Origin of the sequence: Bacteroides xylanisolvens (genome assembly GCF_018289135.1) — a bacterium.
Lineage (GTDB): Bacteria > Bacteroidota > Bacteroidia > Bacteroidales > Bacteroidaceae > Bacteroides > Bacteroides xylanisolvens.
The window spans coordinates 3,550,658-3,573,239 of the sequence record NZ_CP072216.1; the positions used below are offsets into that span (position 1 = coordinate 3,550,658).

General features: G+C 40.7%; 17 protein-coding genes and 1 tRNA gene. 9 read left to right on the plus strand and 9 right to left on the minus strand.

Annotation, left to right across the window (positions count from 1 at the left end):
• Window positions 1-14: 14 nt before the first annotated feature.
• Window positions 15-617 (plus strand): response regulator transcription factor, encoded by a 603-nt coding sequence (locus INE92_RS15175; RefSeq protein WP_009040624.1) that lies wholly within the window; start codon window positions 15-17, stop codon window positions 615-617.
• Between the two features lie 253 nt (window positions 618-870).
• Window positions 871-3,336 (plus strand): TonB-dependent receptor, encoded by a 2,466-nt coding sequence (locus INE92_RS15180; protein WP_032851550.1) that lies wholly within the window; start codon window positions 871-873, stop codon window positions 3,334-3,336.
• Between the two features lie 532 nt (window positions 3,337-3,868).
• Here INE92_RS15180 and INE92_RS15185 read toward each other — a convergent pair.
• Genes INE92_RS15185 through metA form a run of 4 tightly spaced genes read right to left on the minus strand, consistent with a single transcriptional unit; the run spans window position 3,869 to window position 8,348 of the window.
• A complete protein-coding gene (locus tag INE92_RS15185; RefSeq protein WP_004314570.1) occupies window positions 3,869-4,387 on the minus strand; it encodes a GNAT family N-acetyltransferase in 519 nt (172 codons plus the stop codon).
• A 36-nt stretch (window positions 4,388-4,423) separates the two neighbouring features.
• Window positions 4,424-5,608, minus strand: coding sequence for a hypothetical protein (locus tag INE92_RS15190; protein WP_008025284.1), 1,185 nt, complete (start codon window positions 5,606-5,608; stop codon window positions 4,424-4,426).
• Window positions 5,605-7,434 (minus strand): peptidase U32 family protein, encoded by a 1,830-nt coding sequence (locus tag INE92_RS15195; protein WP_009040622.1) that lies wholly within the window; start codon window positions 7,432-7,434, stop codon window positions 5,605-5,607. The genes INE92_RS15190 and INE92_RS15195 overlap by 4 nt, the downstream gene beginning before the upstream one ends.
• Window positions 7,431-8,348, minus strand: a complete 918-nt coding sequence (gene metA / locus INE92_RS15200) for a homoserine O-acetyltransferase MetA (protein ID WP_195436628.1) — start codon at window positions 8,346-8,348, stop codon at window positions 7,431-7,433. The genes INE92_RS15195 and metA overlap by 4 nt, the downstream gene beginning before the upstream one ends.
• Window positions 8,349-8,528: 180 nt before the next feature.
• On the opposite strand from metA, the gene INE92_RS15205 reads away from it, so the two are divergent.
• Window positions 8,529-8,699, plus strand: coding sequence for a DUF362 domain-containing protein (locus tag INE92_RS15205; RefSeq protein WP_002559159.1), 171 nt, complete (start codon window positions 8,529-8,531; stop codon window positions 8,697-8,699).
• Window positions 8,700-8,953: 254 nt separating this feature from the next.
• Here the strand turns inward: INE92_RS15205 and INE92_RS15210 are convergent, their stop codons facing one another.
• From INE92_RS15210 to INE92_RS15225, 4 genes are all read right to left on the minus strand, one after another.
• Complete coding sequence (locus tag INE92_RS15210) at window positions 8,954-10,147, minus strand: pyridoxal phosphate-dependent aminotransferase (RefSeq protein ID WP_004306402.1); 1,194 nt, start codon at window positions 10,145-10,147, stop codon at window positions 8,954-8,956.
• A gap of 83 nt (window positions 10,148-10,230) precedes the next feature.
• Window positions 10,231-11,448 (minus strand): bifunctional 3,4-dihydroxy-2-butanone-4-phosphate synthase/GTP cyclohydrolase II, encoded by a 1,218-nt coding sequence (locus tag INE92_RS15215; RefSeq protein ID WP_004309056.1) that lies wholly within the window; start codon window positions 11,446-11,448, stop codon window positions 10,231-10,233.
• A 5-nt stretch (window positions 11,449-11,453) separates the two neighbouring features.
• Entirely contained in the window at window positions 11,454-13,352 is a 1,899-nt protein-coding gene (locus tag INE92_RS15220; protein ID WP_087319085.1) for an LptF/LptG family permease, read from the minus strand.
• Window positions 13,353-13,428: 76 nt separating this feature from the next.
• Window positions 13,429-13,815 carry an START-like domain-containing protein gene (locus INE92_RS15225; protein WP_004314575.1) on the minus strand — a complete coding sequence of 129 codons (387 nt, stop codon included), beginning with the start codon at window positions 13,813-13,815 and terminating at the stop codon, window positions 13,429-13,431.
• A 224-nt stretch (window positions 13,816-14,039) separates the two neighbouring features.
• Between INE92_RS15225 and INE92_RS15230 the strand changes: the two genes are divergently transcribed.
• The 3 genes from INE92_RS15230 (at window position 14,040) to INE92_RS15240 (ending at window position 15,625) form a co-directional block, all read left to right on the plus strand.
• Window positions 14,040-14,113 (plus strand) — tRNA-Met (locus INE92_RS15230).
• A gap of 164 nt (window positions 14,114-14,277) precedes the next feature.
• The gene (locus tag INE92_RS15235; protein WP_008640050.1) at window positions 14,278-14,649 is read left to right on the plus strand and encodes an ISAon1 family transposase N-terminal region protein; all 372 of its coding nucleotides are present in this window, start codon (window positions 14,278-14,280) and stop codon (window positions 14,647-14,649) included.
• Between the two features lie 40 nt (window positions 14,650-14,689).
• Window positions 14,690-15,625: an ISAon1 family transposase gene (locus tag INE92_RS15240; RefSeq protein ID WP_008025715.1), complete on the plus strand. Its 936-nt coding sequence runs from the start codon at window positions 14,690-14,692 to the stop codon at window positions 15,623-15,625.
• 148 nt (window positions 15,626-15,773) lie between these two features.
• Here INE92_RS15240 and guaA read toward each other — a convergent pair whose 3' ends face one another.
• Window positions 15,774-17,081 carry a glutamine-hydrolyzing GMP synthase gene (guaA, locus tag INE92_RS15245; protein ID WP_004314576.1) on the minus strand — a complete coding sequence of 436 codons (1,308 nt, stop codon included), beginning with the start codon at window positions 17,079-17,081 and terminating at the stop codon, window positions 15,774-15,776.
• 285 nt (window positions 17,082-17,366) lie between these two features.
• On the opposite strand from guaA, the gene INE92_RS15250 reads away from it, so the two are divergent.
• The 3 genes from INE92_RS15250 to INE92_RS15260 all read left to right on the plus strand — a co-directional run bounded on the left by INE92_RS15250 (window position 17,367) and on the right by INE92_RS15260 (window position 22,575).
• Window positions 17,367-17,948, plus strand: a complete 582-nt coding sequence (locus tag INE92_RS15250) for an RNA polymerase sigma-70 factor (protein ID WP_004314577.1) — start codon at window positions 17,367-17,369, stop codon at window positions 17,946-17,948.
• 82 nt (window positions 17,949-18,030) lie between these two features.
• A complete protein-coding gene (locus INE92_RS15255; RefSeq protein WP_004314578.1) occupies window positions 18,031-19,221 on the plus strand; it encodes a FecR family protein in 1,191 nt (396 codons plus the stop codon).
• 24 nt (window positions 19,222-19,245) lie between these two features.
• Entirely contained in the window at window positions 19,246-22,575 is a 3,330-nt protein-coding gene (locus INE92_RS15260; protein ID WP_004314579.1) for a SusC/RagA family TonB-linked outer membrane protein, read from the plus strand.
• Window positions 22,576-22,582: the final 7 nt, after the last annotated feature.

Consider the following 22,582-nt stretch of genomic DNA (forward strand, 5'->3'; position numbering starts at 1 on the left):
AAAACTACATGAAAATGAATCATCAACCCGAAATAGCTATCATTGAATCCAACACCCTTACTTGCCTTGGCCTGAAAGGAATCCTGGAGGAAATGATTCCTATGGCAACCATACGCACCTTCCATCAATTCAGTGAACTGATGGACGATACGCCGGATATGTATGCCCATTATTTCATTTCCGCACAGATTTATGTGGAGCACAATGCTTTCTTTCTCCCCCGGAAACGAAAAACAATTGTATTGGCAAGCGATAGTCCGCAATTCCAACTGTCCGGCGTGCCTGTACTCAACATCCATGAATCCGAGGAAGAGTTGGTGAAAAATATATTGAAACTCCACCAACACGCCCACCACAACGGTTATCCGGTGAAAGACATGCCATCCATGCCTCCGACGCAGCCTCATCAGGAAATTCTATCTTCCCGTGAAATAGAAGTGCTCGTACTGATAACCAAAGGATTAATCAACAAAGAAATAGCAGATAAACTGAATATCAGCCTGACCACCGTCATCACTCACCGGAAAAATATCACAGAGAAATTAGGTATCAAGTCCGTCTCCGGACTGACTATTTATGCGGTAATGAACGGGTATATAGAAGCGGATCGAATCTGATTCACCACAGAGGACGCAGAGGACACAGAGGATAAAAAGGATAAAGAAGGTAAAGAGAAAAACTTTCCACACTTTTTCCCAAAAACACTCAAACAGTCTGTATCAGAGAATGAGTGAAGATGTTACCTTCACTATACCCTCTGTGTCCTCTGCGTCCTCTGTGGTGAAAACTGTGGTGAAACAAATCCTAATAAATGAGGATTGACCATTGTCTATATTTGCCGTTACTTTGCAGCAGACAAATTAACAGCAGATGAAGACAAAGAATATTATGATTGCCCTCACGCTCCTGACGACAGGTACAGCATGGGCAGAAGATTTCCCGAAAGACTCACTAAAAATAGTAGACATCGAAGAAGTGGTAGTGATTGCCACTCCGAAAGAGAATCGTAAGTTGCGTGAATTACCGGTGGCAGCCACTGTTTTATCACAAGATAATATGCGTGCCAATCAGGTGAACTCTGTGAAAAACCTGACAGGCATCGTCCCTAATCTGTTTATCCCCGATTATGGTTCCAAACTGACCACTTCCATTTATATCCGTGGAATCGGCTCACGTATCAACACTCCGTCCGTAGGACTTTACGTAGACAACATCCCTTATATCGACAAATCCGCTTTCGACTTCAACTATGCTGATATCGAACGTATTGACATTCTCCGAGGACCACAAGGTACTCTCTACGGACGTAATACGATGGGAGGACTTATCAAAGTGCACACAAAATCACCTTTCACTTATCAAGGTACTGATATCCGCATGGGAGCAGCGACCTACAATAATTATAATGTGTCACTCACCCACTATCACCGGACATCCGACCGCTTCGCCTTTTCTACCGGAGGTTTCTACGAACACACAGGTGGCTTCTTTGAAAATTCGGCAAGAAACAACGAAAAGGTAGACAAGAGCAATGCCGGTGGCGGACGTTTCCGTGGTATTTACCTGCCTAGTTCGAACCTGAAAATAGATATGGCCCTTAGCTATGAATATAGCGATCAGGGCGGATATCCGTATTACTATACCGGGATTACCCCCAGTGCAATAGCTAAAGCGAAAGAAAATGGTAAAGAAATGACAGAAGACCGGGCAGATCATATCGGTAAGATTTCATATAACGACCGCAGCAGTTACCGCCGTGGATTGCTCAACTCCGGTGTTAACATCGAATATCAAGCCAACAACTTTATATTAAGTGCCGTGACAGGTTATCAGAACCTGAACGACCGTATGTTTCTCGATCAGGATTTCACAGAAAGAGATATTTTCAATATTGAGCAAAAGCAACGTGCAAACACCATTTCCGAAGAGATTGTGTTGAAAGCCAAACCCGGAAAAAGATGGCAGTGGGCTACGGGAGCTTTCGGATTCTATCAATGGCTGCATACTACGGGACCTGTTTTGTTTAAAGAAGAAGGAGTGAAGTCGGTCATTGAAAACAACGCCAATGCAGCTTTTGAAGAAGTATCTGCCAAACCCGGAGCTCCCACCATGGGAATGACTGTGCACAACCCGACCTTAAGCGTAGGAGGAACTTTCGACACCCCGACTCTTAGCGGTGCACTTTATCATCAGTCTACTTTCAACAACTTGTTCATAGAAGGACTGTCCGTTACAGCCGGCCTCCGGCTCGATTACGAGAAAATCAGTATGAAGTATAATTCTCTTAGCACTCCTATCGACTTTGGTTTTGATTTTCACTTAGCTATGGGACCCAACCAAATAAACTTGTCTGATCAGAATATGAAAGCCCCTGCCTCTTTCGTTGGCAAGCTCTCTACTGATTATGTACAGCTCCTACCCAAATTTGCTATTCAATATGAATGGAAGAATCAAAATAACGTTTATGCCACCGTCACCCGGGGATATCGTTCGGGAGGATATAACATCCAAATGTTCTCTGACTTATCACAAACAGAATTGAAAAATTCGATGATGAATGCCATCAAAGAAAGTCCAACAATAGGGCAAGATGCCACCTGGGGAAAAACCATCATTAATATGATGAACCAAATGGTACCTACAAAAGAGATTGATGTAAAAGCGTCCACCACTTACAAACCCGAATATTCGTGGAACTACGAAGTAGGTAGTCACCTTACTCTATGGGAAGGAAGACTTTGGGCTGACGTCGCAGCATTCTATATGGATACCCGCGACCAACAACTCTCCCAATTTGCAGAAAGTGGTCTGGGACGTATCACGATCAATGCAGGAAAAAGCCGTAGCTATGGTGCAGAAGCAGCCCTTCGTGCCAGTGTGACAAAAGAACTTAGCCTGAATGTCAGTTACGGATATACGTATGCCACCTTTACGGATTATGTAATCACCGAAGAGCAAAAAGACGGCACTTTTAAAGTAACCGCAGATTATAATGGCAAATATGTTCCCTTTGTCCCCAAACATACCTTAAATATCGGAGGAGAATACGCCATCACCTGCAGTCCGCGCTCTATCTTCGACCGGGTTGTATTCCAAGCTAATTATAACGCTGCCGGACGTATCTACTGGACTGAACAAAACGATGTCAGCCAATCTTTCTATGGCACACTCAACTGGAGAACGAATCTGGAAATCGGTGACGCAATGATTAGTTTCTGGGCACGCAACTTCTTGAATAAAGAATATGCCGCCTTCTATTTCGAAACAATGAACAAAGGTTTTATGCAAAAAGGACGCCCAATGCAATTTGGAGTAGATCTCCGCTGCCGGTTCTAATCATTTTCACTCATAGAGATATTATTTAGTCATTTTATTGTCAGCTAAAGATTTTATCCATATAGAACAATGATTATCAGTCCATTGACACCTGACAATAAGTGCTGACAATAACCCAAAAACAGGCTGACAATAAAAGATTCGGACTTTTATTGTCAGCCTGTCTCTTATAGATTGATGGCATGGAATACGTGATAGAAGAACGTATGCCTCTATGAAGTATGCATTATAAAGTCGTTATACTTAATTAATCCAATAGGCATTGTTCTCTTAACCCTACGCTATCTTTACCTTTCCATGGCTGTGGTAGCTTCTCTTCACGGCCGTGGAGAGATCTCGTCACGGCTGTGAGAAGAAGTCACCACGGCCGTGGGAAGGTAAAGATAGCGGTACCTTCACACAACTATACCGGCATCTTAACGGAACTATACCGGTGTCCTGGCATTACTTTACCTACAGTTTCCTATTGGTTTGCTTATATCTAAGATTATCTTGTCTACATCTAATACACTTCAACTACACTCCACCACGATTAAGCAAGTTTCTCTGTTCCATCAGACACACGCGTCATTTGATAAGCGATACGCTCTGTACCGTTCTTTACATAAATGATACCACAACGTTGAAAGCCATACTTCGTCAATATATGCTGCATGACTTTATTGTCCCGATGAGTATCTACCCGGAGATTGGGCCAACGTTCGAAACACCAGTTCAAGCAGGTTTCCGATACCCCCTTCTGTTTTCCGTTCGTTGCCAGCCGATGAATCACTCCATAAGGTTCATTATTGAGCCATGTTCCTTCATAAATCTGTTGATAAGTAGGGTCGTCTCCCAAGATAAAACAAAAAGTCCCCAAAATTTCTCCCTGTTCATCTATGCAGACAAAGCTATGTCCATCTTCAATTTCCTGACGAATCAATACTTCAGAAGGATAACCGTCAATCCATTGAGTAGTATTTCCGGTTGCACGCATAAAGGCACGGGCATAGTCATAAATCTCCATCACTAAAGGGAGATCTTTTATTTCGGTAGATCTGATTTCCATCATTTGAAAAGTTATTCAAGAATAAAACAGATAATAAAATTACTCATTGATAGCTCCACAATGGGGGCATACACCTTTTTGCTTCAACTTTTCCCCACAACGCCCACAACGATACTTATACCCAATGTTCCGATGGACTTTCTTCGCAAAAACCAGCATAAAAAAGGCAAGGAACAGATAACCGATATAAATATGTGTCATCAGGATAAAGAAGAAATAGCAGAAAATACAACAAGACATCAACCCCAGCAGATAAAAGATAGCTGCAGCGGGAGTCAACTGTCGGAACAAATCATCCAGCACCGCCAAAGCGACTATCAAAAACAGCCAAATACTCAACAAGAAGACAGAGAGAATAAAAGGAACTTTGAACGGCGACAAAGTAGGATTGAAATAAAAATGCTCCCACGTTTCCGGCACAAAGACCTGCATCGATTCGTAAATCGTTGCACTGAAAGCCATCAACAAACAGAGAAATAACGGATAAACACTATCTATATCATTAAAATAGACCATCTGCAACTGCTTTCGACGAAAAGCGCGAAACAGATATACACCGACGAATAAAGCGAAGATGATAATGAAATAAGAAGCATGCGTATCACTGAAAAGATGAATGGCCTGCGAAATACTATCAGTCGGCACAAATGACTTCTTGAGTTCTTTTTCACGTATCCAGCCCTGTTCATCCTGTGTGTGAGCCAGCTTCACCCAAACACTGTCTACACTATCGGCAGGGTGAACCGCAAACTCTGCCACCACTACCCTATCCCCTTTATTCAACTGAATAAAAGTATCTTTTATCGGAAGACATTCCAAAGAGATGGAATCATCGACTACTTCCAAGTTTGTATTCCATGTATAATGCCGTTCGTACAAGTAAGTCAACGAGTCTTTCGTCTTCTTCGACAGTTCTTCCGAATCCAAAGCCGGTGCTTTATAATAACAAGATGAGAGCAAAAGTAAACATAGTAGGAGGTTCATCACTGTTTTCATCACTATTTTCACCACAGAGGACGCAGAGGACACAGAGGATAAAAAGGATAAAGAGGGTAAAAAGGGGAAAGAAGGTAAAGAGAAAAACTTTCTACACTTTTTCCAAAAAACACTCAAACAGTCTGTATCAGAAGAATGAGTGAAGATGTTACCTCCACTATATCCTCTGTGTCCTCTGCGTCCTCTGTGGTGAAAACTGTGGTGAAAATTGTGAATAATGATTCTCATTGAGCCGCTTTTACTTTCATTTGACAATTCTTACAATCAAATTCCAGACGAAAACGTTTGCCGTCATTTGACACCAGGTAATAGGGTTCTTTATAAGGTGAACGTACCCGTTGATGGATGGGACACCATCCCATACTGTAACGCAAACAATGTTTGCAGAACATCAGTACCGCATCTTCCACCGCTTCTTTTTCGTAAGCCGCTGCTACCTGTTGAACCCCATGCTCCTGATAGAAAGAGGCTGCACGAGTATTCATGACATTTCCCAGATAGGTTAGCGTCGTTTGTGGAAAAGCATGATTGGTTGACTTCCATACCGACAATTCCTGACGGTAATTGATTCGACGGGCAGTTATTAACCGGTCGATTGCCTGCCGGCGGAAATCGGCTAATACCGAAGCCGGCAGAAACCAGTTGTCGGTAAAAGAGATTTCTATTTCTTTTGCTTCGAAAGGCGTATTCCCCAATTTGGACAGTTGCGTTTTCAGGTTGTCCGTCTGCGGAGTCCGGGCCGGCTCTTTTTCACGTGGAAGGGTGATTGTGACGCTATTATCATCTTCGTCAGTCAATGTCAAAGAGAAACCGGAATGATGGTCGGCAAGCAACATTCGCACTGCGATTTTCCTTTCGGCAGACTTACGGGAAAGCACTCGTTCAAATTCCTGGTCGAAATTACGATATAATGTGGTACGAGGCTTGATGCGAGGCATTCCCTGTGGATATAGTTTGTTGCTGTCCACCCGGTTGATGCGGAATCCCTGTAAACGTCCCTGTTCGTCGATATAACAAACACCGTCTCCATTGTTAAAGGATTTAAGTCCCGCAACCGTCAGATAATTGCCGCGAATCTCCTTCACAGTCCCCATCTCCTCGCCCAATGACTTGGGAGTGTCGAAAGAGAAAATCTCTTTGTCACGTCCATGCAGGAAATAATGTGTGAATCCACGGCTGAAACTCTTATCCAGTTGCGGCTTAAACTCGAAATTGCACGTACCCGAAGAAGCCCTTACATATTCCGGACGACGGGCAAAGATGGCATCCAGCTTTTGACGATAAGCGGCCGTTACATTCTTCACGTAAGAAACGTCTTTCAGCCGCCCTTCTATCTTGAACGAGGAAGCTCCGGCATCCAGCAATTGCTCCAGTTCGTCACTTTGATTCATATCTTTCAGGGAAAGCAGATGTTTGTCTTTGACAATCACTTTCCCGTCCGCGTCTACCAGACTAAAAGGTAACCGGCAGAATTGCGCACATTCTCCCCGGTTGGCACTACGACCGAAACAGGCTTGGCTGACATAGCACTGCCCGCTATAGCTGACACAAAGTGCCCCATGTACGAATACCTCTAAAGGCACTTCCGGACAATTTTCGTGTATCTTTTTTATTTCACGCAACGATAGTTCCCGCGCCAGGACTACTTGCCGGAAACCCGCCTTCCAAAGGAATTTTACTTTTTCCGGTGTACGGTTGTCCATTTGTGTACTGGCATGAAGCGGTATCGGAGGAAGATTCAACTTCGTGATCCCCATGTCCTGCACAATCAGCGCGTCTACGCCAATCCGATAAAGTGCATGAATCATCTCCTCCGTCTCTTTCAACTCTTCTTCTTTCAGAATCGTATTGACCGTGACATAAATACGTGCATGATACAAATGGGCATGCTGCACCAATGCTTCAATATCTTCCAATGAGTTCACAGCCGCCGCACGGGCACCGAACTTCGGAGCACCGATATATACTGCATCTGCCCCATGATTGATAGCTTCAATGCCACATTCCAGATTTTTCGCCGGAGCGAGAAGTTCTATTTTACGCTGCTTTATCATTTAATATCGTTGATGTTGTAAGGTGTTTCCTGATAAACGAAGTAGTTCAGCCAATTGGAGAACAACAAATTGGCATGAGCACGCCAACGTACCAACGGGCCTTTTTCAGGATCATTGTCTATATAATAATTGCGGGGCATCTCTATCGGCAAGCCTTTATCGAGATCGCGACGGTATTCCGTGTCCAGTGTCAGCGGAGAATATTCGGAGTGTCCCGTGACAAAGAATTCACGACCGCCCCGTGCCATTGCCATATAGACACCGGCATCTTTCGATTCGGAAAGCAACGTCAATTCCGGAACTTTCAGAATGTCTTCCCTGCGTACTTCTGTATGACGGCTATGCGGCACATAGAAACAATCATCAAAACCACGGAAGATGGAGTGGAAAGGTTCCAATACCCGATGTTCAAAGATACCGAACATCTTCTCTTTCAACGGATATTTAGGAACTCCATAATGATGATACAATCCGGCCTGCGCAGCCCAGCATATATATAAGGTAGAAGTGACATGCGTACGTGCCCAATCAAAGATTTCCGTAATCTCATCCCAATAGGTCACCTCCTCGAAGTCCATCTGTTCTACAGGAGCTCCGGTGATAATCATACCATCATACTTCTCGTGACGCATCTGGTCGAAATCCGTATAGAACGTTTTCATGTGTTCTATCGGCGTATTCTTTGACGTGTGGCTCTTGATCTTCATAAATGAAATCTCCACCTGAAGAGGTGTATTGGAGAGTAAACGCACCAAGTCTGTTTCCGTTGTAATTTTCAACGGCATCAGATTCAGAATCACAATCCGTAGCGGACGAATATCCTGTTGCGTAGCGCGGGAAGTGTCGATCACAAAAATATTCTCTTCCTTCAAAAGCTCTATCGCAGGTAGTTTATCGGGTAAATTTAAAGGCATAATCGCTATATATTAGTAATTTGAGTGCAAAAATACGAAAAATATAGCAGATTATAGGGAGGTAGCTTATTTAGAAGACGTACAAATTAAGTCAATTTAAACATAGAAGCATAACAACCAATCAATAAAAGCCTTATTTTTGCCGGAGAAATTAGTACTAATAATTTAAATCTTAGAAAAATGGCATACGTAATTAGTGACGATTGTATTGCTTGCGGAACTTGCATTGACGAGTGTCCGGTAGAAGCTATCTCTGAAGGTGATATCTATTCTATCAACCCAGATGTATGTACTGACTGTGGTACTTGTGCAGACGTTTGTCCGTCTGAAGCAATTCACCCGGCTGAATAATACAAGTTACAAAAAGAGTATAGGCTGCTTTCTATGGAAGGCAGCCTTTTTTATTGCTCTTTCTTCACCACAGATTACACAGATTAACACAGATTAATTCACAATCAAACGGATAGAAAAATACAAAGAAGTTCCTTAAACAAAAAATCACCCTTACTGTATACTGTAGTAAGGATGATTTTATTAATCTAATATTTTTCAGACAGACAATCTCTTTTCAATCTGTGTCAATCTGTGTAATCTGTGGTGAACTATTATTTCAACTTAGCCAATGCTTCTTTGATACGACGGATAGCCTCTACGATATTTTCATCGCTTGTAGCATAACTCATACGGATACATTCAGGAGCACCGAAAGAGGCACCACCTACACAAGCCACGTGAGCTTCTTCAAGCAAGTACATTGCCAAATCATCCGAATCTGCAATCTTACGTTCACCGTTGCTCTTTCCAAAGAAAGCATCGCATTTCGGGAACAGATAGAAAGCACCTTGCGGAACGTTTACCTCAAATCCCGGAACTTCCTTAGCCAACTTCACAATCAGGTCACGACGGCGTTGGAATGCTTTCTGCATTTCTTTTACCGGTTCTTGTGTTCCTGTATATGCCACTTCAGCAGCTTTTTGAGAAACAGAGCAAGGACCTGAAGTGTACTGACCTTGCAACTTGTTGCAAGCTTTTACAATCCATTCCGGACCGGCAATGAAACCGATTCTCCATCCTGTCATAGCGTAAGCCTTGGATACACCGTTTACAATCACTGTACGTTCCTTCATTTCAGGGAATTGAGCGATACTCTGATGCGCACCAATATAATTGATATGCTCGTAAATCTCGTCAGCGATTACTATCACCTGCGGATGTTTAGCCAATACTGCTGACAATCCGGCCAATTCTTCTTTTGTATATACAGAACCTGTCGGATTAGACGGAGAACAAAGAATCAATGCTTTCGTCTTCGGAGTAATAGCTGCTTCCAACTGTTCCGGAGTAATCTTGAAATCTTGTTCGATACCTGCCGAAACAATTACGGGAGTACCTTCTGCCATTTTCACCATTTCCGGGTAGCTTACCCAGTAAGGAGCCGGCACGATGACTTCGTCACCCGGATTTACCAATACAAGGATGGTATTACAAACAGATTGTTTAGCACCATTGGCACACGAAATTTGAGCGGCTGTATATTCCAGACCGTTTTCTTTTTTCAGTTTCTCAACAATAGCATTGCGCAAAGCCGGATAACCCGGTACCGGAGAGTAACGAGAAAAGTTATCATCTATGGCTTTTTTCGCAGCTTCTTTGATGTGGTCAGGAGTATTAAAATCCGGTTCTCCTACACTTAAGTTAATAACATCAACACCCTGTGCCTTGAGCTCGTTGCTCTTTTGCGACATGGCAAGCGTCGCCGATGGCGACAAGCTGTTCAAACGATCTGATAATTGATTCATTTTGTATCTATTTTTATTGTTGTTGAGTGAAAATCGTTGCAAAATAAGCGATAATATTTGATATATGAAAACAAATTGGCAATTTACTTATTAAAATGTAAAGTATGCCCCATTCTTTCTTTCTTTGTTCTCAAGTATCGTTCATTATACGGATTAGGAACTGTTTCAACAGGTACATTTTCTACTATCTCCAATCCGTATGCTTCCAAACCAACACGTTTCACCGGATTATTTGTCAAAAGTCTCATTTTGTGTACTCCCAGTTCACGAAGGATTTGTGCGCCTACTCCGTAATCACGCTCATCGGCAAGGTGTCCCAAACAAATATTCGCGTCAACGGTATCCATACCGTCTTCCTGCAACTTATATGCTTTCATCTTTTCCATCAGACCGATGCCACGTCCTTCCTGATTGAGGTAAACCACCACACCTTTTCCTTCTTTTTCGATCATTTCCATCGCTTTATGCAGCTGCTCGCCACAGTCACAACGTTGTGAGCCAAGGATATCTCCAGTAGCGCAAGAGGAATGGACACGTACCAAGATCGGTTCGTCTTCACTCCATGTTCCTTTAAATATAGCCATGTGCTCCAATCCGTTTGATTTCTGGCGGAAAGGAATCAGACGGAACTTTCCGTGTTCGGTAGGCATATTTACTTCTACTCCTTTTTCTACAATGGATTCCTGTTTCAGGCGATAAACGATCAGGTCATGGATAGAAATCAGCTTCAGTCCGTGTTCGTCTGCCATCTGACGGAGTTCGGGCAAACGTGCCATTGTTCCGTCTTCACTCATGATTTCCATCAAGGCACCTGCGGGGTAAAGTCCTGCCAGACGAGCCATATCAATCGTAGCTTCTGTATGTCCGGCACGGCGAAGTACTCCTTTTTCTTGCGCATACAACGGATTGATGTGTCCGGGACGCCCGAAAGTAGCCGGTGTAGAAGTCGGATCGGCCAACGCCTGAATAGTAGCGGCACGGTCGGAAGCGGAAACACCTGTTGTACAGCCTTCCAATTTGTCAATGGTAACCGTAAAAGGAGTTCCCAACACGGAAGTATTATCACTTACCTGATGCGGTAAATCCAACTCCTTGCAACGAGACACTGTGACAGGTGCACAAAGTACGCCACGTGCATGTTTCAACATGAAATTTACTTTTTCGGGAGTTATCTTTTCAGCTGCAATAATCAAGTCGCCTTCGTTTTCGCGGTCTTCATCATCCACTACTATGACAAACTTGCCTTCTTTGAAGTCGGCAATCGCATCTTCTATTCTATCCATTTTAATAGTCTCTTTCATAACACTTATTTATTGATTTTCTGTATGATGAATTGAATTTGTTCATTGTTCTTTATAATCCGTTCCATATCCTTAGCCAGACGAACGCGGAACGCCCAGATGCGGAAATAGAAAAATAAACCGATAGGGAAAATGACTCCGGCCACCAGATTCAACCAATAGATATGGAACGGGCGCACATGAGCAGAAACGGAAATAACCGGATAATTGTTTAATGCACCGATCAAAGTGGCAGATTTCGTATTGGACATTTCTTCAACCAACGCTTCCAGCTTTTCATTGATTGCCATCACCTCGTTATCATCCTCACTCGCCATCCACAACTTAAAGTAATTCGGTGCTTTTTCCAATCGTTTCCTGGCGGCATACGCTTTACACTCTGCCGAAAGTTGTTCCAAATCACCCGTCAGACGTGCGTAATCAGGATCATGAATAATCACTTCTTTCTTAAATATATGGCGTACACTACGAATTCCCACAATCTTTTTAAACCAGTTGATATAAGCATCTGCATTAAGCACCACAGAGTCTTTATTCGATTTATAAGTAAGGAAGACTCCTAACGGGGCAAGGACTGCGCTACTTGTCCACATCCCCATCCAAACAATCCACTTACCGTCGCGGGCCATTTTATATCCTGTATTATCAATGATATAATAAATGATAAACACCAACACTGATACGATGACCGGCATTCCCAGACCTCCTTTGCGGATAATACCGCCCAACGGAGCTCCGATAAAGAAGAACAGCAGACAAGAAAGTGAAATTGTTATCTTCTTATGCCATTCCGTCTTATGTTTTCGAATACTATAATCATTGTTCTCCATCGTGAATTTCTTGAACCCAAGATCGTTAGCCACGTTCTCCGCACGACTGACAGCAGAAGAAATCACCTTCTGTTTCTGCGTTAAAGAGGCTACTTCGTAAAGACTATCTACATTATATTCATAAATATCCGCCTTTTCTATTTTGATCGTATCTTCTTTTGTCAATCCATAAGAAGGACGGAAATTTCCTTCTGCCACTTCCCTGTAATACTGTCGTCCGATACTATCTCCCACAACCGTCATCGAGTCAATGGAACTCTGCAACTGCGCCATGTCCTTAGCACTGGACTGCTTACCCATAATCTCACCATCAACCATATTGAAATCGGAATTAAACTCAATAATGGTATGTTTTTCCCTGAATTCCTCGCGTCGATAAGGTACATTCTCCGATTTCATACTTTGAGCTTTCAGATTCTCAAATAAATCTCCGCTATACAAATGCAGCCAAAGATGCTGTTTATCCGCGGTCATCTCCAAACGCCCGGAATCAGCATATATAATACGTGCTTTCTCAAAGCCATCTTTCATACTATAAATCAGCACATCATATAGCATACCGGTCTTCCGGTTCTTCTTAGCTACCTTTAAATTATAGTCCTTGATTTCAGAATAGAAAACTCCTTCCGGAATGTCCAACTCCGGAGATTTTTGTTTCATCGAAAGGATCAGGGTTCCCAATTTAGCCTGGGCGATAGGACCTACTACATTTTGGAAATAGAATGAGACACCGACAAGTCCGCAAACGAAGAAAGCAAGCGGACGCATGATTTTAAGGAGAGAAATACCTGCGGCTTTCATCGCAAGCAATTCATAACGCTCGCCAAAGTTACCGAAAGTAATCAAAGAAGCCAGTAGCACTGCCAATGGCAACGATACCGGCACTAATGTTAACGCGGAATAAAAGAAGAATTGAGCCATTACGCTCATCTCCAATCCCTTTCCGACCAATTCGTCTACATATCTCCACAGGAACTGCATCATGAATATGAACAGACAGATGAAGAATGTACCAATAAAGAGCATCAAAAAACTCTTTACGATGAATATATCTAATTTCTTTATGCGTAGCATCTTAATAGGTTCGTGCAATTAGGATGCAAAATTAGCACAAAAAAAGGAGCATCGAAAATTTTTAGTTGAAAGTTAACTAAAAACCACAAGTTCTTCTTAATTTAGCTACTTGCGACTCCCACAATTCTTTCATATCGGCTACTTCATCCGGCTCTGCGAAATCGGTAATTTCCAACACATAGTCACTAGTCAGCTCATTATAAGTCATCTTGATTTCAAAATAATCGCGTTCGTTTTCATCATCCTGCCAACGGAAGCGGATAAAAGAGAAAGAGCGAATGGCAATAATCTCTGCTTTCCTCAGCTCTGTCTTCCCCCAATGGAACTCTACTATTTTATCGTCAGAAATAACTTTGTCGGCAAACCAGTCCTCCAACCCGGTCGGTGTACTAATAGCTCCCCAAAGAATATTTTTAGACGTTGCATTCAACAAATACTCCAAATGAATCTTTTCCTTTTTCATAGCAATTTCGAATTGTTTTTACGTGTGCCAAGATAAATACTTTTTTCTAAATACGCCGCATAAATCAGACACTTTATTTAATTATTCTTTCATTATCGAGCTTCAAACTTCCTGTTTATAGGGAAAATCAAACCCTTTCTTAAAGAAAAAACACAAAAAAGTTATGAATTGTTTTGGAGATTATAAAAAATCATCTATCTTTGCACCCGCAATCGAGAAACGATGGCGGGATAGCTCAGCTGGTTAGAGCGCATGATTCATAATCATGAGGTCCCCGGTTCAATCCCGGGTCCCGCTACTTGATAAGAATAAGGCATTTGGGAGGCTTCCACTTCTGGGTGCCTTTTTCTTTTATACATCAATTGGTGCCGGTTTACACCAACGCAAATCATATATCAATCAGATTAAACAGCCTCAGTCTGAAACCTTGGGGGATTGCGTTAAAATTCTTATTTTTGCATCATGAAAACATCCTCTTCCCAAACGATTGATCCTGTTGCTTCTTTAAGCTTGTTCTTGCCTTCAGGAATCCTTGATTACTTTACCCTAGTCAATCATGTTTCTCAGGATACTTGCTTTATTCTTTATTTAGAGGAGAAAGCCACTATTCCTGCTGAGTACTCTGATCTCCATCTTCACTCAAAAGGTTTCCTCCCTGAGATTGAAGTTCAGGACTTCCCTATCCGTGGTAAAGCCGTTTATTTACGTATCAAGCGTCGTCGCTGGGAAGATCCATCCACTGGGCAGACATATAGTCGTGACTGGAGTTTGGTAGCCACCGGTACTCGCATAACCGCTGAGTTCGGTGCTTTTTTAAAAGAATTACTTAGATAATCACGCCGTTAGCTGCCAAAGTGTAGCTGAGCATTACTGTATGGATGGCAAACAGCTTCAAAGCCAATATAAAGACCACCTGAGTGACTTCCAGAATTGGGATCAGAGAGCACATGCCCAAGAGTATATCCTTTATCCAAAGAATATGGGTTATCACCTATGTATTGACGAAACGGCTTTAAGTAAGGGAGATCTTTATACCATCTTAATAAATAGAGATAAGCGAGGTAGGAAAGGTTCTATTATAGCTGTAATTCAGGGCACTAAAACCGATGATATCATTGCGGTACTTACAAAGATGCCACAGGAGCTGCGTAATCAGGTCAAAGAAATTACACTGGATATGGCCGGGAGCATGCAAAAGATTGCCAAAACGTGCTTTCCACGTGCCATGCAGGTGATTGATAGGTTTCATGTACAAAAACTTGTATACGAAGCTGTACAAGAGTTGCGCATTACATATAGATGGCAAGTGATAAAAGAGGAGAATAAAGCTATGAAAGCGGCAAAAGAGAAGGGGGAAGTATATAAAGCAGAAGAACTCGAAAACGGAGATACACTCAGGCAATTATTGGCCAGAAGCAGATATTTATTATTTAAATCACCTGATAAATGGACCAAGAGTCAGAAAATCAGGGCAGAATTACTTTTCAAGCAGTTTGAAGATATTAAGCACGTATATTACTACTCATTGGAGTTGGGAAAGATCTTTTCCACAAACTATGACAAGGATGTAGCAAGAGCAAAGCTGGCACTATGGTATAATAAGATTGAAGAATATGGATACGATACATTCACAACAGTAGCAAACTCTATTGAGAATCATTATGAAAGGATTCTGAACTTCTTTGTGAACAGGAGTACAAATGCAGCAGCGGAAGCATTTAATGCTAAAATCAAAGCATTTAGGGCATCATTTAGAGGAGTAGTGGATATGAGCTTCTTCCTTTTTAGGCTAGCAAAGGTATATGCATGAAGGGAATTGACTAAACTTAATCCCCCAAGAATTACAACTGAGCCATTAAACATCCGTCAAATTCAATGTGGCAAGGTTCAACATATTAAAAAAATAGCCTCAACTTACAAAAAATTGAGGCTATCGAAATATCACTTAAAAAGTCTCTCTATTCCCATTCTATAGTCGCATTAGGTTTCGGAGACATATCATAACAAACGCGATTTACATTCTTCACTTCTTTCAGTATACGGTCTGTTATCTTCATCAGGATAGGCCATTCTATCGGTTCGATAGTAGCCGTCATAGCATCTACCGTGTTGACAGCGCGAATAATCACCGGCCAATCAAAAGAACGGGCATTATCACGTACACCAACAGATTTAAAATCGGGTACTACTGTAAAGTATTGCCATACCTTTTTATCCAATCCGGCAATCTGAAACTCTTCACGCAAAATAGCATCGGACTCACGTACAGCCTCCAAACGGTCACGCGTTATAGCACCTAAACAACGTACGCCCAAACCTGGACCAGGGAAAGGTTGACGGTAAACCATCTCATAAGGCAATCCCAACTCCAAGCCACAAGCACGAACTTCATCTTTAAATAATTGGCGCAACGGCTCCACAAGCTCGAACTTAAGGTCTTCAGGCAGCCCACCTACATTATGGTGAGACTTCACCATTTTAGCAGTTTTCGTTCCACTTTCCACAATATCCGGATAAATAGTCCCTTGCCCCAAGAAGTCAATACCATTCAGCTTACGTGCTTCTTCTTCGAACACACGAATAAACTCACCACCAATAATTTTACGTTTCTGTTCCGGATCTTCCACACCTGCCAGTTTATTCAAGAAACGATCGGTTACATCTACATAAATAAGATTTGCTTTCAACTGGTTGCTGAATACCTCAACCACATCTTCAGACTCTCCCTTACGCATCAAACCATGATTAACATGTACGCAAACCAGATTGTTACCAATTGCCTTCAGAAGTAAAGCTGCTACCACAGAGCTATCAACTCCACCCGACAGAGCCAACAATACTTTCTTATCGCCCACCTGACGCTTAATCAACTCTATCTGATCATTGACAAAGTTCTTCATGTTCCAGTTAGCTTCAGCTTTACAAACATCGAAAACAAATGATTTCACTGCCGCCTTTATAGCCTCAATATCATCCGCAAATTCTGCCAACTTCACTTCACAAGTTGCTTTATCGTGACCTGCAGCCATGACGGGAATCCCCAAAGTATAGATAGCCGGATTTACATCAATAGCAACGCCATCAATTACATTATTCGGTCCACCATTAATTATAATACCCTTTACATTGGGCAATGCTTTCAGTTCTTCCACTGTGATATCGTGAGGATAAATCTCACTATAAACTCCTAATGCACGGATGGCGCGAGCCAACACCGTATTCTCATGACTACCCAAGTCAAGGATAACAATCATATCCTGCTTCATCTGATTTTGGTTGTTTTTTAAGTTATTGTATTGTTTATTATTCACTATCGTTTCCAAACGGTCTGCAAATATAAAGATTTTTAGAGAGACTATAATACATTGATTCTCTAAAGTTTCAGAACAGAGTCGCGTTTTTTTGCTGTTATATTATTCCAAAGAAAAAAATGAAGTTATACAGACAAGCAAAAATAAAAAAAGAAGCATTCACAAACACTATAGAGTTTGAAAGACTTCTTTTATCCTAGATATTTTATACATTTGCTGCATAAAACATAATATTTCACCATGAACGAAGAGAAAAGTTCCTTTATAAAAGGTATAAATGAGCAACACCCAGCCGCTTATCATCAGCTTTATAATGAATATTATAAAGCATTGGTGTTGTATGCCATCAACTTTCTCTCTTCCCAACAAGCTGCCGAAGATATTGTACAGGATCTTTTTGCAACTATGTGGGAAAAGAAAATGAGATTCTTATCATTGCCTTCTTTCCGAACTTATCTTTATAATTCTATACGAAATGCCTCTCTTAATTATTTAAAACATCAGAATGTAGAATCTCTCTATCTTGAACGCTTGGCAAGCACTTATCGAGAAATCACAGAAGAAGAAGATACCAATGAAGAAGAAGTATACCGACTACTATTCCGTGCTATCGATAAATTGCCAACACGCTGCCGGGAAATATTCTTATTACATATGGATGGAAAAAAGAATGAAGAAATAGCTACTGCACTAGGAATTTCGATTGAAACAGTAAAAACACAAAAGAAAAGAGCTATACAATCTATCAAAGAACAGATGGGCACATGCTATTTTTTGCTCCCCTTATGTGACATTTTGTATAGTTCCAAGTTTTTTTCGTAACCAAAATAATCTTTTTTAGAAAGTTTGTACCTCTTTTTAATCTTCATGTTGTCTTATTAACAAATGATAAGACAATAAATATATGAAAATAAAATCTGGTACAGAAGAATTAATAGCCAAATATCTCTTCGGTGATATTACAGAGCACGAGAAAAAACAACTTGACAATTGGATCAAGACCTCTCCACAACACGAAGAGTTTTTCAATCGTTTACGAACAAGCGCATCATTTCGTAAGCGCTACGAGGCATATACACAGATTAACTCACATCAGGCATGGAAACATTTCAAAAAGAAATATTGCCAAGTATCAGTCACATCAATTCTCCTGAAATATGCAGCTATTTTAATATTACCTATAATAATAGCAGCAGGAGGATGGTACTTTTATATTGCTTCCGAAAAACAAATATCTGACAATCTAGCCTTAGGAGATGCCATACAGCCAGGAATTCCTAAAGCTACATTAATTTTAGCCGGGAATGACAAACAATCGCTTACTCCAACATATCCAACACCAGTTAAGGTTAATCATTCCACAACTGCTATAGCTCAAAATGGTGCGCTCATCTATCCATCAACACCCAATATAAATATAGATATATCTCAAAAACAGCAGCCTGAAATAGTAGAAAAAAACACATTAACAACTGAACAGGGAAACGAATTCAGAGTAACCTTTGAAGATGGAACAACCGTACACCTCAATTATAATACAGAAATACGGTATCCTGTAAAGTTTAGTAAGACTAAACGCACGGTTTATCTAAAAGGGGAAGCCTATTTTAAAATAGCCAAAGATGCTCGTCCTTTCTACGTTGTCACTGACCAAGGAATAATCAAACAGTATGGTACAGAATTTAATGTTAATACATTCACCTCTGGACGAACAGAAGTCGCATTAGTGAAAGGGAGTATCAGTATTATTCCTCAAGGAAGTACACAGGAACAACTCATAGAGCCGGGCCAATTGGCACACATTGAACAGAAAGGTAACAATATATCTATATACAATGTAGACCTCACTCCCTACATAGCATGGAATGAAGGACGACTTATTTTCGAAAATCGTACTTTAGAAAATATTGTCGAAATTCTAGAACATTGGTATAATGTTAATATTTCCTTTGGCACTTCCGAGCTTAAACAACTGCGATTTACTGGTAATATGGATCGTTATGCCACAATCAGCCCGATATTAAAAGCAATAGCACGTACTACGAATTTACAAATAAAAATAGAAGGAAGAGAAATTTTAATCACAGACAATTAATTACTAATTAAACAAGAAGAAAGAATGAGAAAGACAAAAAGTAGAGAAAGAATCCGAATACTTTCTCTGGTAGTAGTATTATTACTATTACCCACAATGATGCTTGCCATTCCAGAAAGTGGCAAAAAAGTAACTTTAAATCTGGAATCTGTCACTGTCAAAGATTTTTTCGATGCTTTAAGACAACAAACCGGATTAAGCTTTGTCTACAATACAGAACAGACAAAGTCACTGAAACCCATCACTATCCATGTAAAAGATGAAACTGTGGATAACGTACTACGTACCGTACTCAATGGCACGGGTCTCACTTACAGCATGGAAAGAGATATTGTCACTATCTCTAAAGTGGAACAACAAGGAAGCAAACGTATCGCAACAGGTATCGTTTCGGATGAAGAAGGATATCCTTTGCCCGGTGTTAATGTTGTGATTAGTGATCTTCAACGCTTTGCCATAACAGATAATAATGGTAAATATAATATAGAGATTCCAGCTAATACCGCATGTACTATCACCTTTTCATATATCGGAATGTCTACTCAGCAAGTAATGATTAATAGTGGTCGGAATGATGTACGAAAAAATATTACTCTAAAAAGTGATACTAAATTAGATGAAGTTATCGTTACTGGAATTTATACTCGTAAAGCAGAAAGTTTTACTGGAGCAGCAACTACTATTTCGAGCAAAGATCTGATGCGTGTCGGAAATCAGAATGTGTTCCAGAGTTTGAAAAATCTGGATCCTACAATATACATTGCAGATAATTTTGATATGGGCTCCAATCCCAATAGTGTTCCGGATATGTCAATGCGTGGAACTTCCAGTTTTCCAACGACAGAAAGCAGTTCTTTGCGCAGCAACTATCAAAATCAACCCAATCAACCTTTATTCATTCTTGATGGTTTTGAAACAACTGCTGAGACAATAATGGACATGGACATGAACCGAATTGAAAGCATTACAATTTTAAAAGACGCCTCAGCAAAAGCTCTCTACGGTTCTAAAGCAGCCAATGGTGTAATTGTTATTGAAACAAAACGTTTAACCGGAAATCAACAGCGTATTACGTATAATGGTAGTATTTCTTTGGAAATGCCGGATTTAACCAGTTATGACCTTTGTAATGCATTTGAAAAATTGGAAGCAGAACGTTTAGACGGAGTATATACAAGTAGTAGCGCCAATACACAAATCCAATTAGATCAATTATATAATGGACGACGAAAACTTGCATTAGAAGGATTAGATACCTACTGGTTATCCAAGCCACTTCACACTGGCATAGGACATAAACATAACCTAAATATAGAATTAGGCGATTCCCAAAATTTACGTGCAATCTTAGACCTTACTTATAATCAGATTACTGGGGTTATGAAGGGATCTGACCGCCGCAATATATCGGGTGATATAAATTTATCATACAGACATAACAAACTATTACTAAAGAATATCCTATCAATCATATCTAACAAAAGTAATGAGTCCCCTTATGGAGAATTTAGCGAATATTCCAGAATGAATCCATATTGGCAAGCAACTGATGAAAATGGGAATATAGTTCAATGGGTAGAACAAATTGGCTCAACATCAAGCAAAGTAGCTAACCCTATGTATAATTCTATTATCGGAACCAGCTTTACTTCCAGTTATTTACAATTCACCAATAATTTTTATGCAGAATGGCAAGTTGATAAAAACTGGAAAGCAACAGCACGTATAGGAGTCTCTGAAAAACGAAATGATATGGATGATTTCTATCCCGCCTCACATTCCATTTTTGCAAATGTTAATGATATACTTAAGCGTGGTAAGTATATTATGGAAAATGGTAAATCCAGTTCTATTTCCGGAGACTTGAATATAAACTATAATAATCAATTTGGTAAACATACTATCTTTGGAAATGCCGGTGCCTTTATCTCCGGAGAAAAATCATCAGCATATCGACACACGGCAGAAGGTTTCCCCAATAATCAGAAGGCAGATATTTCATTCGCAAAACAATATGCAGAAAACAGTACCCCTACTGGTTATTCCACAATTAACCGTGAAGCCAGCTTCCTATTAGCCGCTTCGTATGATTATGACAATCGTTATTTAGCCGATGCAACTGTTCGGGAAAGCGCATCTTCCTTATACGGTTCAGATAACCGTTGGGCCAATAGCTGGTCTTTTGGTATTGGATGGAACCTGCACAATGAAGCCATCTTGAAAGGTGTTGGATGGATTAAACAGTTAAAACTTCGGGCCTCGATTGGTTTGACTGGAAATCAAAACTTTGATACCAACGCAGCAATTGCTACATATAATTATTACACAGGCGTCGTATATGGAGGCTTAGCTGGCAAATTTACAGGAGCTTATTTAGCATCTATGCCTAACTCCAAATTAAAATGGGAACAGAAAAAGGATCATAATATAGGAATTGATATGAGAGTTGCCGGATTATCCCTTTCTGTTGACTATTACTCAGCAGATACCAAGAATATGTTAACCGATGTAACAATCCCAACTTCTACAGGGTTCGCAATAGTAAAAGATAATTTAGGATTGGTACGTAATTCTGGAGTTGAAGCTAAAGCTAATTATACAATATGGCAAGGAAAAGAAGGTTTTGTAAATGTATATGGAACATTTGCCTATAACCGAAATAAAATAATTCGTTTGTCAGAGAGTATGCGGGCTTACAATGAAAAAATGATGAAACAAGCAGAAGATAATAATACCTCTGCACCTGTATTAATGTATCAAGACGGATTATCTATGAAAACAATATGGGCAGTTCCTTCAGCCGGTATTGATCCGCAAACCGGACAAGAAATATACATTAAAAAAGATGGTACCTACACCTATACTTATTCAGCCAATGATATGGTCGCTGCTGGTAACTCCGATCCTAAGTATCGTGGTACAGGCGGTTTCACAGCCGAGTATAAAGGTATCGGATTAAGCGCTACTATAAGTTATCTTGCTGGTTGTCAAATGTATAATTCAACCCTCGTCAGTCGGGTAGAAAATGCAAATATTGCTTACAATGTGGATCGCCGATTGCTAATTGGTCGTTGGACTACTCCCGGACAAGTAACACCATACAAGAAATTTAATTCTGAAACAACTACACGTGCTACCACTCGCTTTGTACAGGATCGGCGTGAATTATCACTCTCTTCCATCAGTGCATATTATGAGTTTCCCAGTTCCATTTATAGGAAATTAAGTATGCAACGTCTGCGTTTATCATTCTATTTAAATGATATTGCAACGTTCTCTTCTATAAAAATAGAACGAGGTTTAAATTATCCTTTCGCAAGAAATATGTCGTTCTCATTAACAGCCACTCTCTAAATTTTAT

What these genes read in the sequence shown, in the direction of transcription:
- INE92_RS15205 (WP_002559159.1), top strand. Translation starts at nt 8,529, where the DNA reads ATGGCATACGTAATTAGTGACGATTGTATTGCTTGCGGAACTTGCATT.
- INE92_RS15220 (WP_087319085.1), bottom strand. Translation starts at nt 13,352, where the DNA reads ATGCTACGCATAAAGAAATTAGATATATTCATCGTAAAGAGTTTTTTG.
- INE92_RS15190 (WP_008025284.1), bottom strand. Translation starts at nt 5,608, where the DNA reads ATGAGAATCATTATTCACAATTTTCACCACAGTTTTCACCACAGAGGA.
- INE92_RS15235 (WP_008640050.1), top strand. Translation starts at nt 14,278, where the DNA reads ATGAAAACATCCTCTTCCCAAACGATTGATCCTGTTGCTTCTTTAAGC.
- INE92_RS15180 (WP_032851550.1), top strand. Translation starts at nt 871, where the DNA reads ATGAAGACAAAGAATATTATGATTGCCCTCACGCTCCTGACGACAGGT.
- INE92_RS15240 (WP_008025715.1), top strand. Translation starts at nt 14,690, where the DNA reads ATGGATGGCAAACAGCTTCAAAGCCAATATAAAGACCACCTGAGTGAC.
- INE92_RS15185 (WP_004314570.1), bottom strand. Translation starts at nt 4,387, where the DNA reads ATGATGGAAATCAGATCTACCGAAATAAAAGATCTCCCTTTAGTGATG.
- INE92_RS15250 (WP_004314577.1), top strand. Translation starts at nt 17,367, where the DNA reads ATGAACGAAGAGAAAAGTTCCTTTATAAAAGGTATAAATGAGCAACAC.
- INE92_RS15215 (WP_004309056.1), bottom strand. Translation starts at nt 11,448, where the DNA reads ATGAAAGAGACTATTAAAATGGATAGAATAGAAGATGCGATTGCCGAC.
- INE92_RS15195 (WP_009040622.1), bottom strand. Translation starts at nt 7,434, where the DNA reads ATGATAAAGCAGCGTAAAATAGAACTTCTCGCTCCGGCGAAAAATCTG.
- guaA (WP_004314576.1), bottom strand. Translation starts at nt 17,081, where the DNA reads ATGAAGCAGGATATGATTGTTATCCTTGACTTGGGTAGTCATGAGAAT.
- INE92_RS15225 (WP_004314575.1), bottom strand. Translation starts at nt 13,815, where the DNA reads ATGAAAAAGGAAAAGATTCATTTGGAGTATTTGTTGAATGCAACGTCT.
- INE92_RS15255 (WP_004314578.1), top strand. Translation starts at nt 18,031, where the DNA reads ATGAAAATAAAATCTGGTACAGAAGAATTAATAGCCAAATATCTCTTC.
- INE92_RS15260 (WP_004314579.1), top strand. Translation starts at nt 19,246, where the DNA reads ATGAGAAAGACAAAAAGTAGAGAAAGAATCCGAATACTTTCTCTGGTA.
- metA (WP_195436628.1), bottom strand. Translation starts at nt 8,348, where the DNA reads ATGCCTTTAAATTTACCCGATAAACTACCTGCGATAGAGCTTTTGAAG.
- INE92_RS15210 (WP_004306402.1), bottom strand. Translation starts at nt 10,147, where the DNA reads ATGAATCAATTATCAGATCGTTTGAACAGCTTGTCGCCATCGGCGACG.
- INE92_RS15175 (WP_009040624.1), top strand. Translation starts at nt 15, where the DNA reads ATGAATCATCAACCCGAAATAGCTATCATTGAATCCAACACCCTTACT.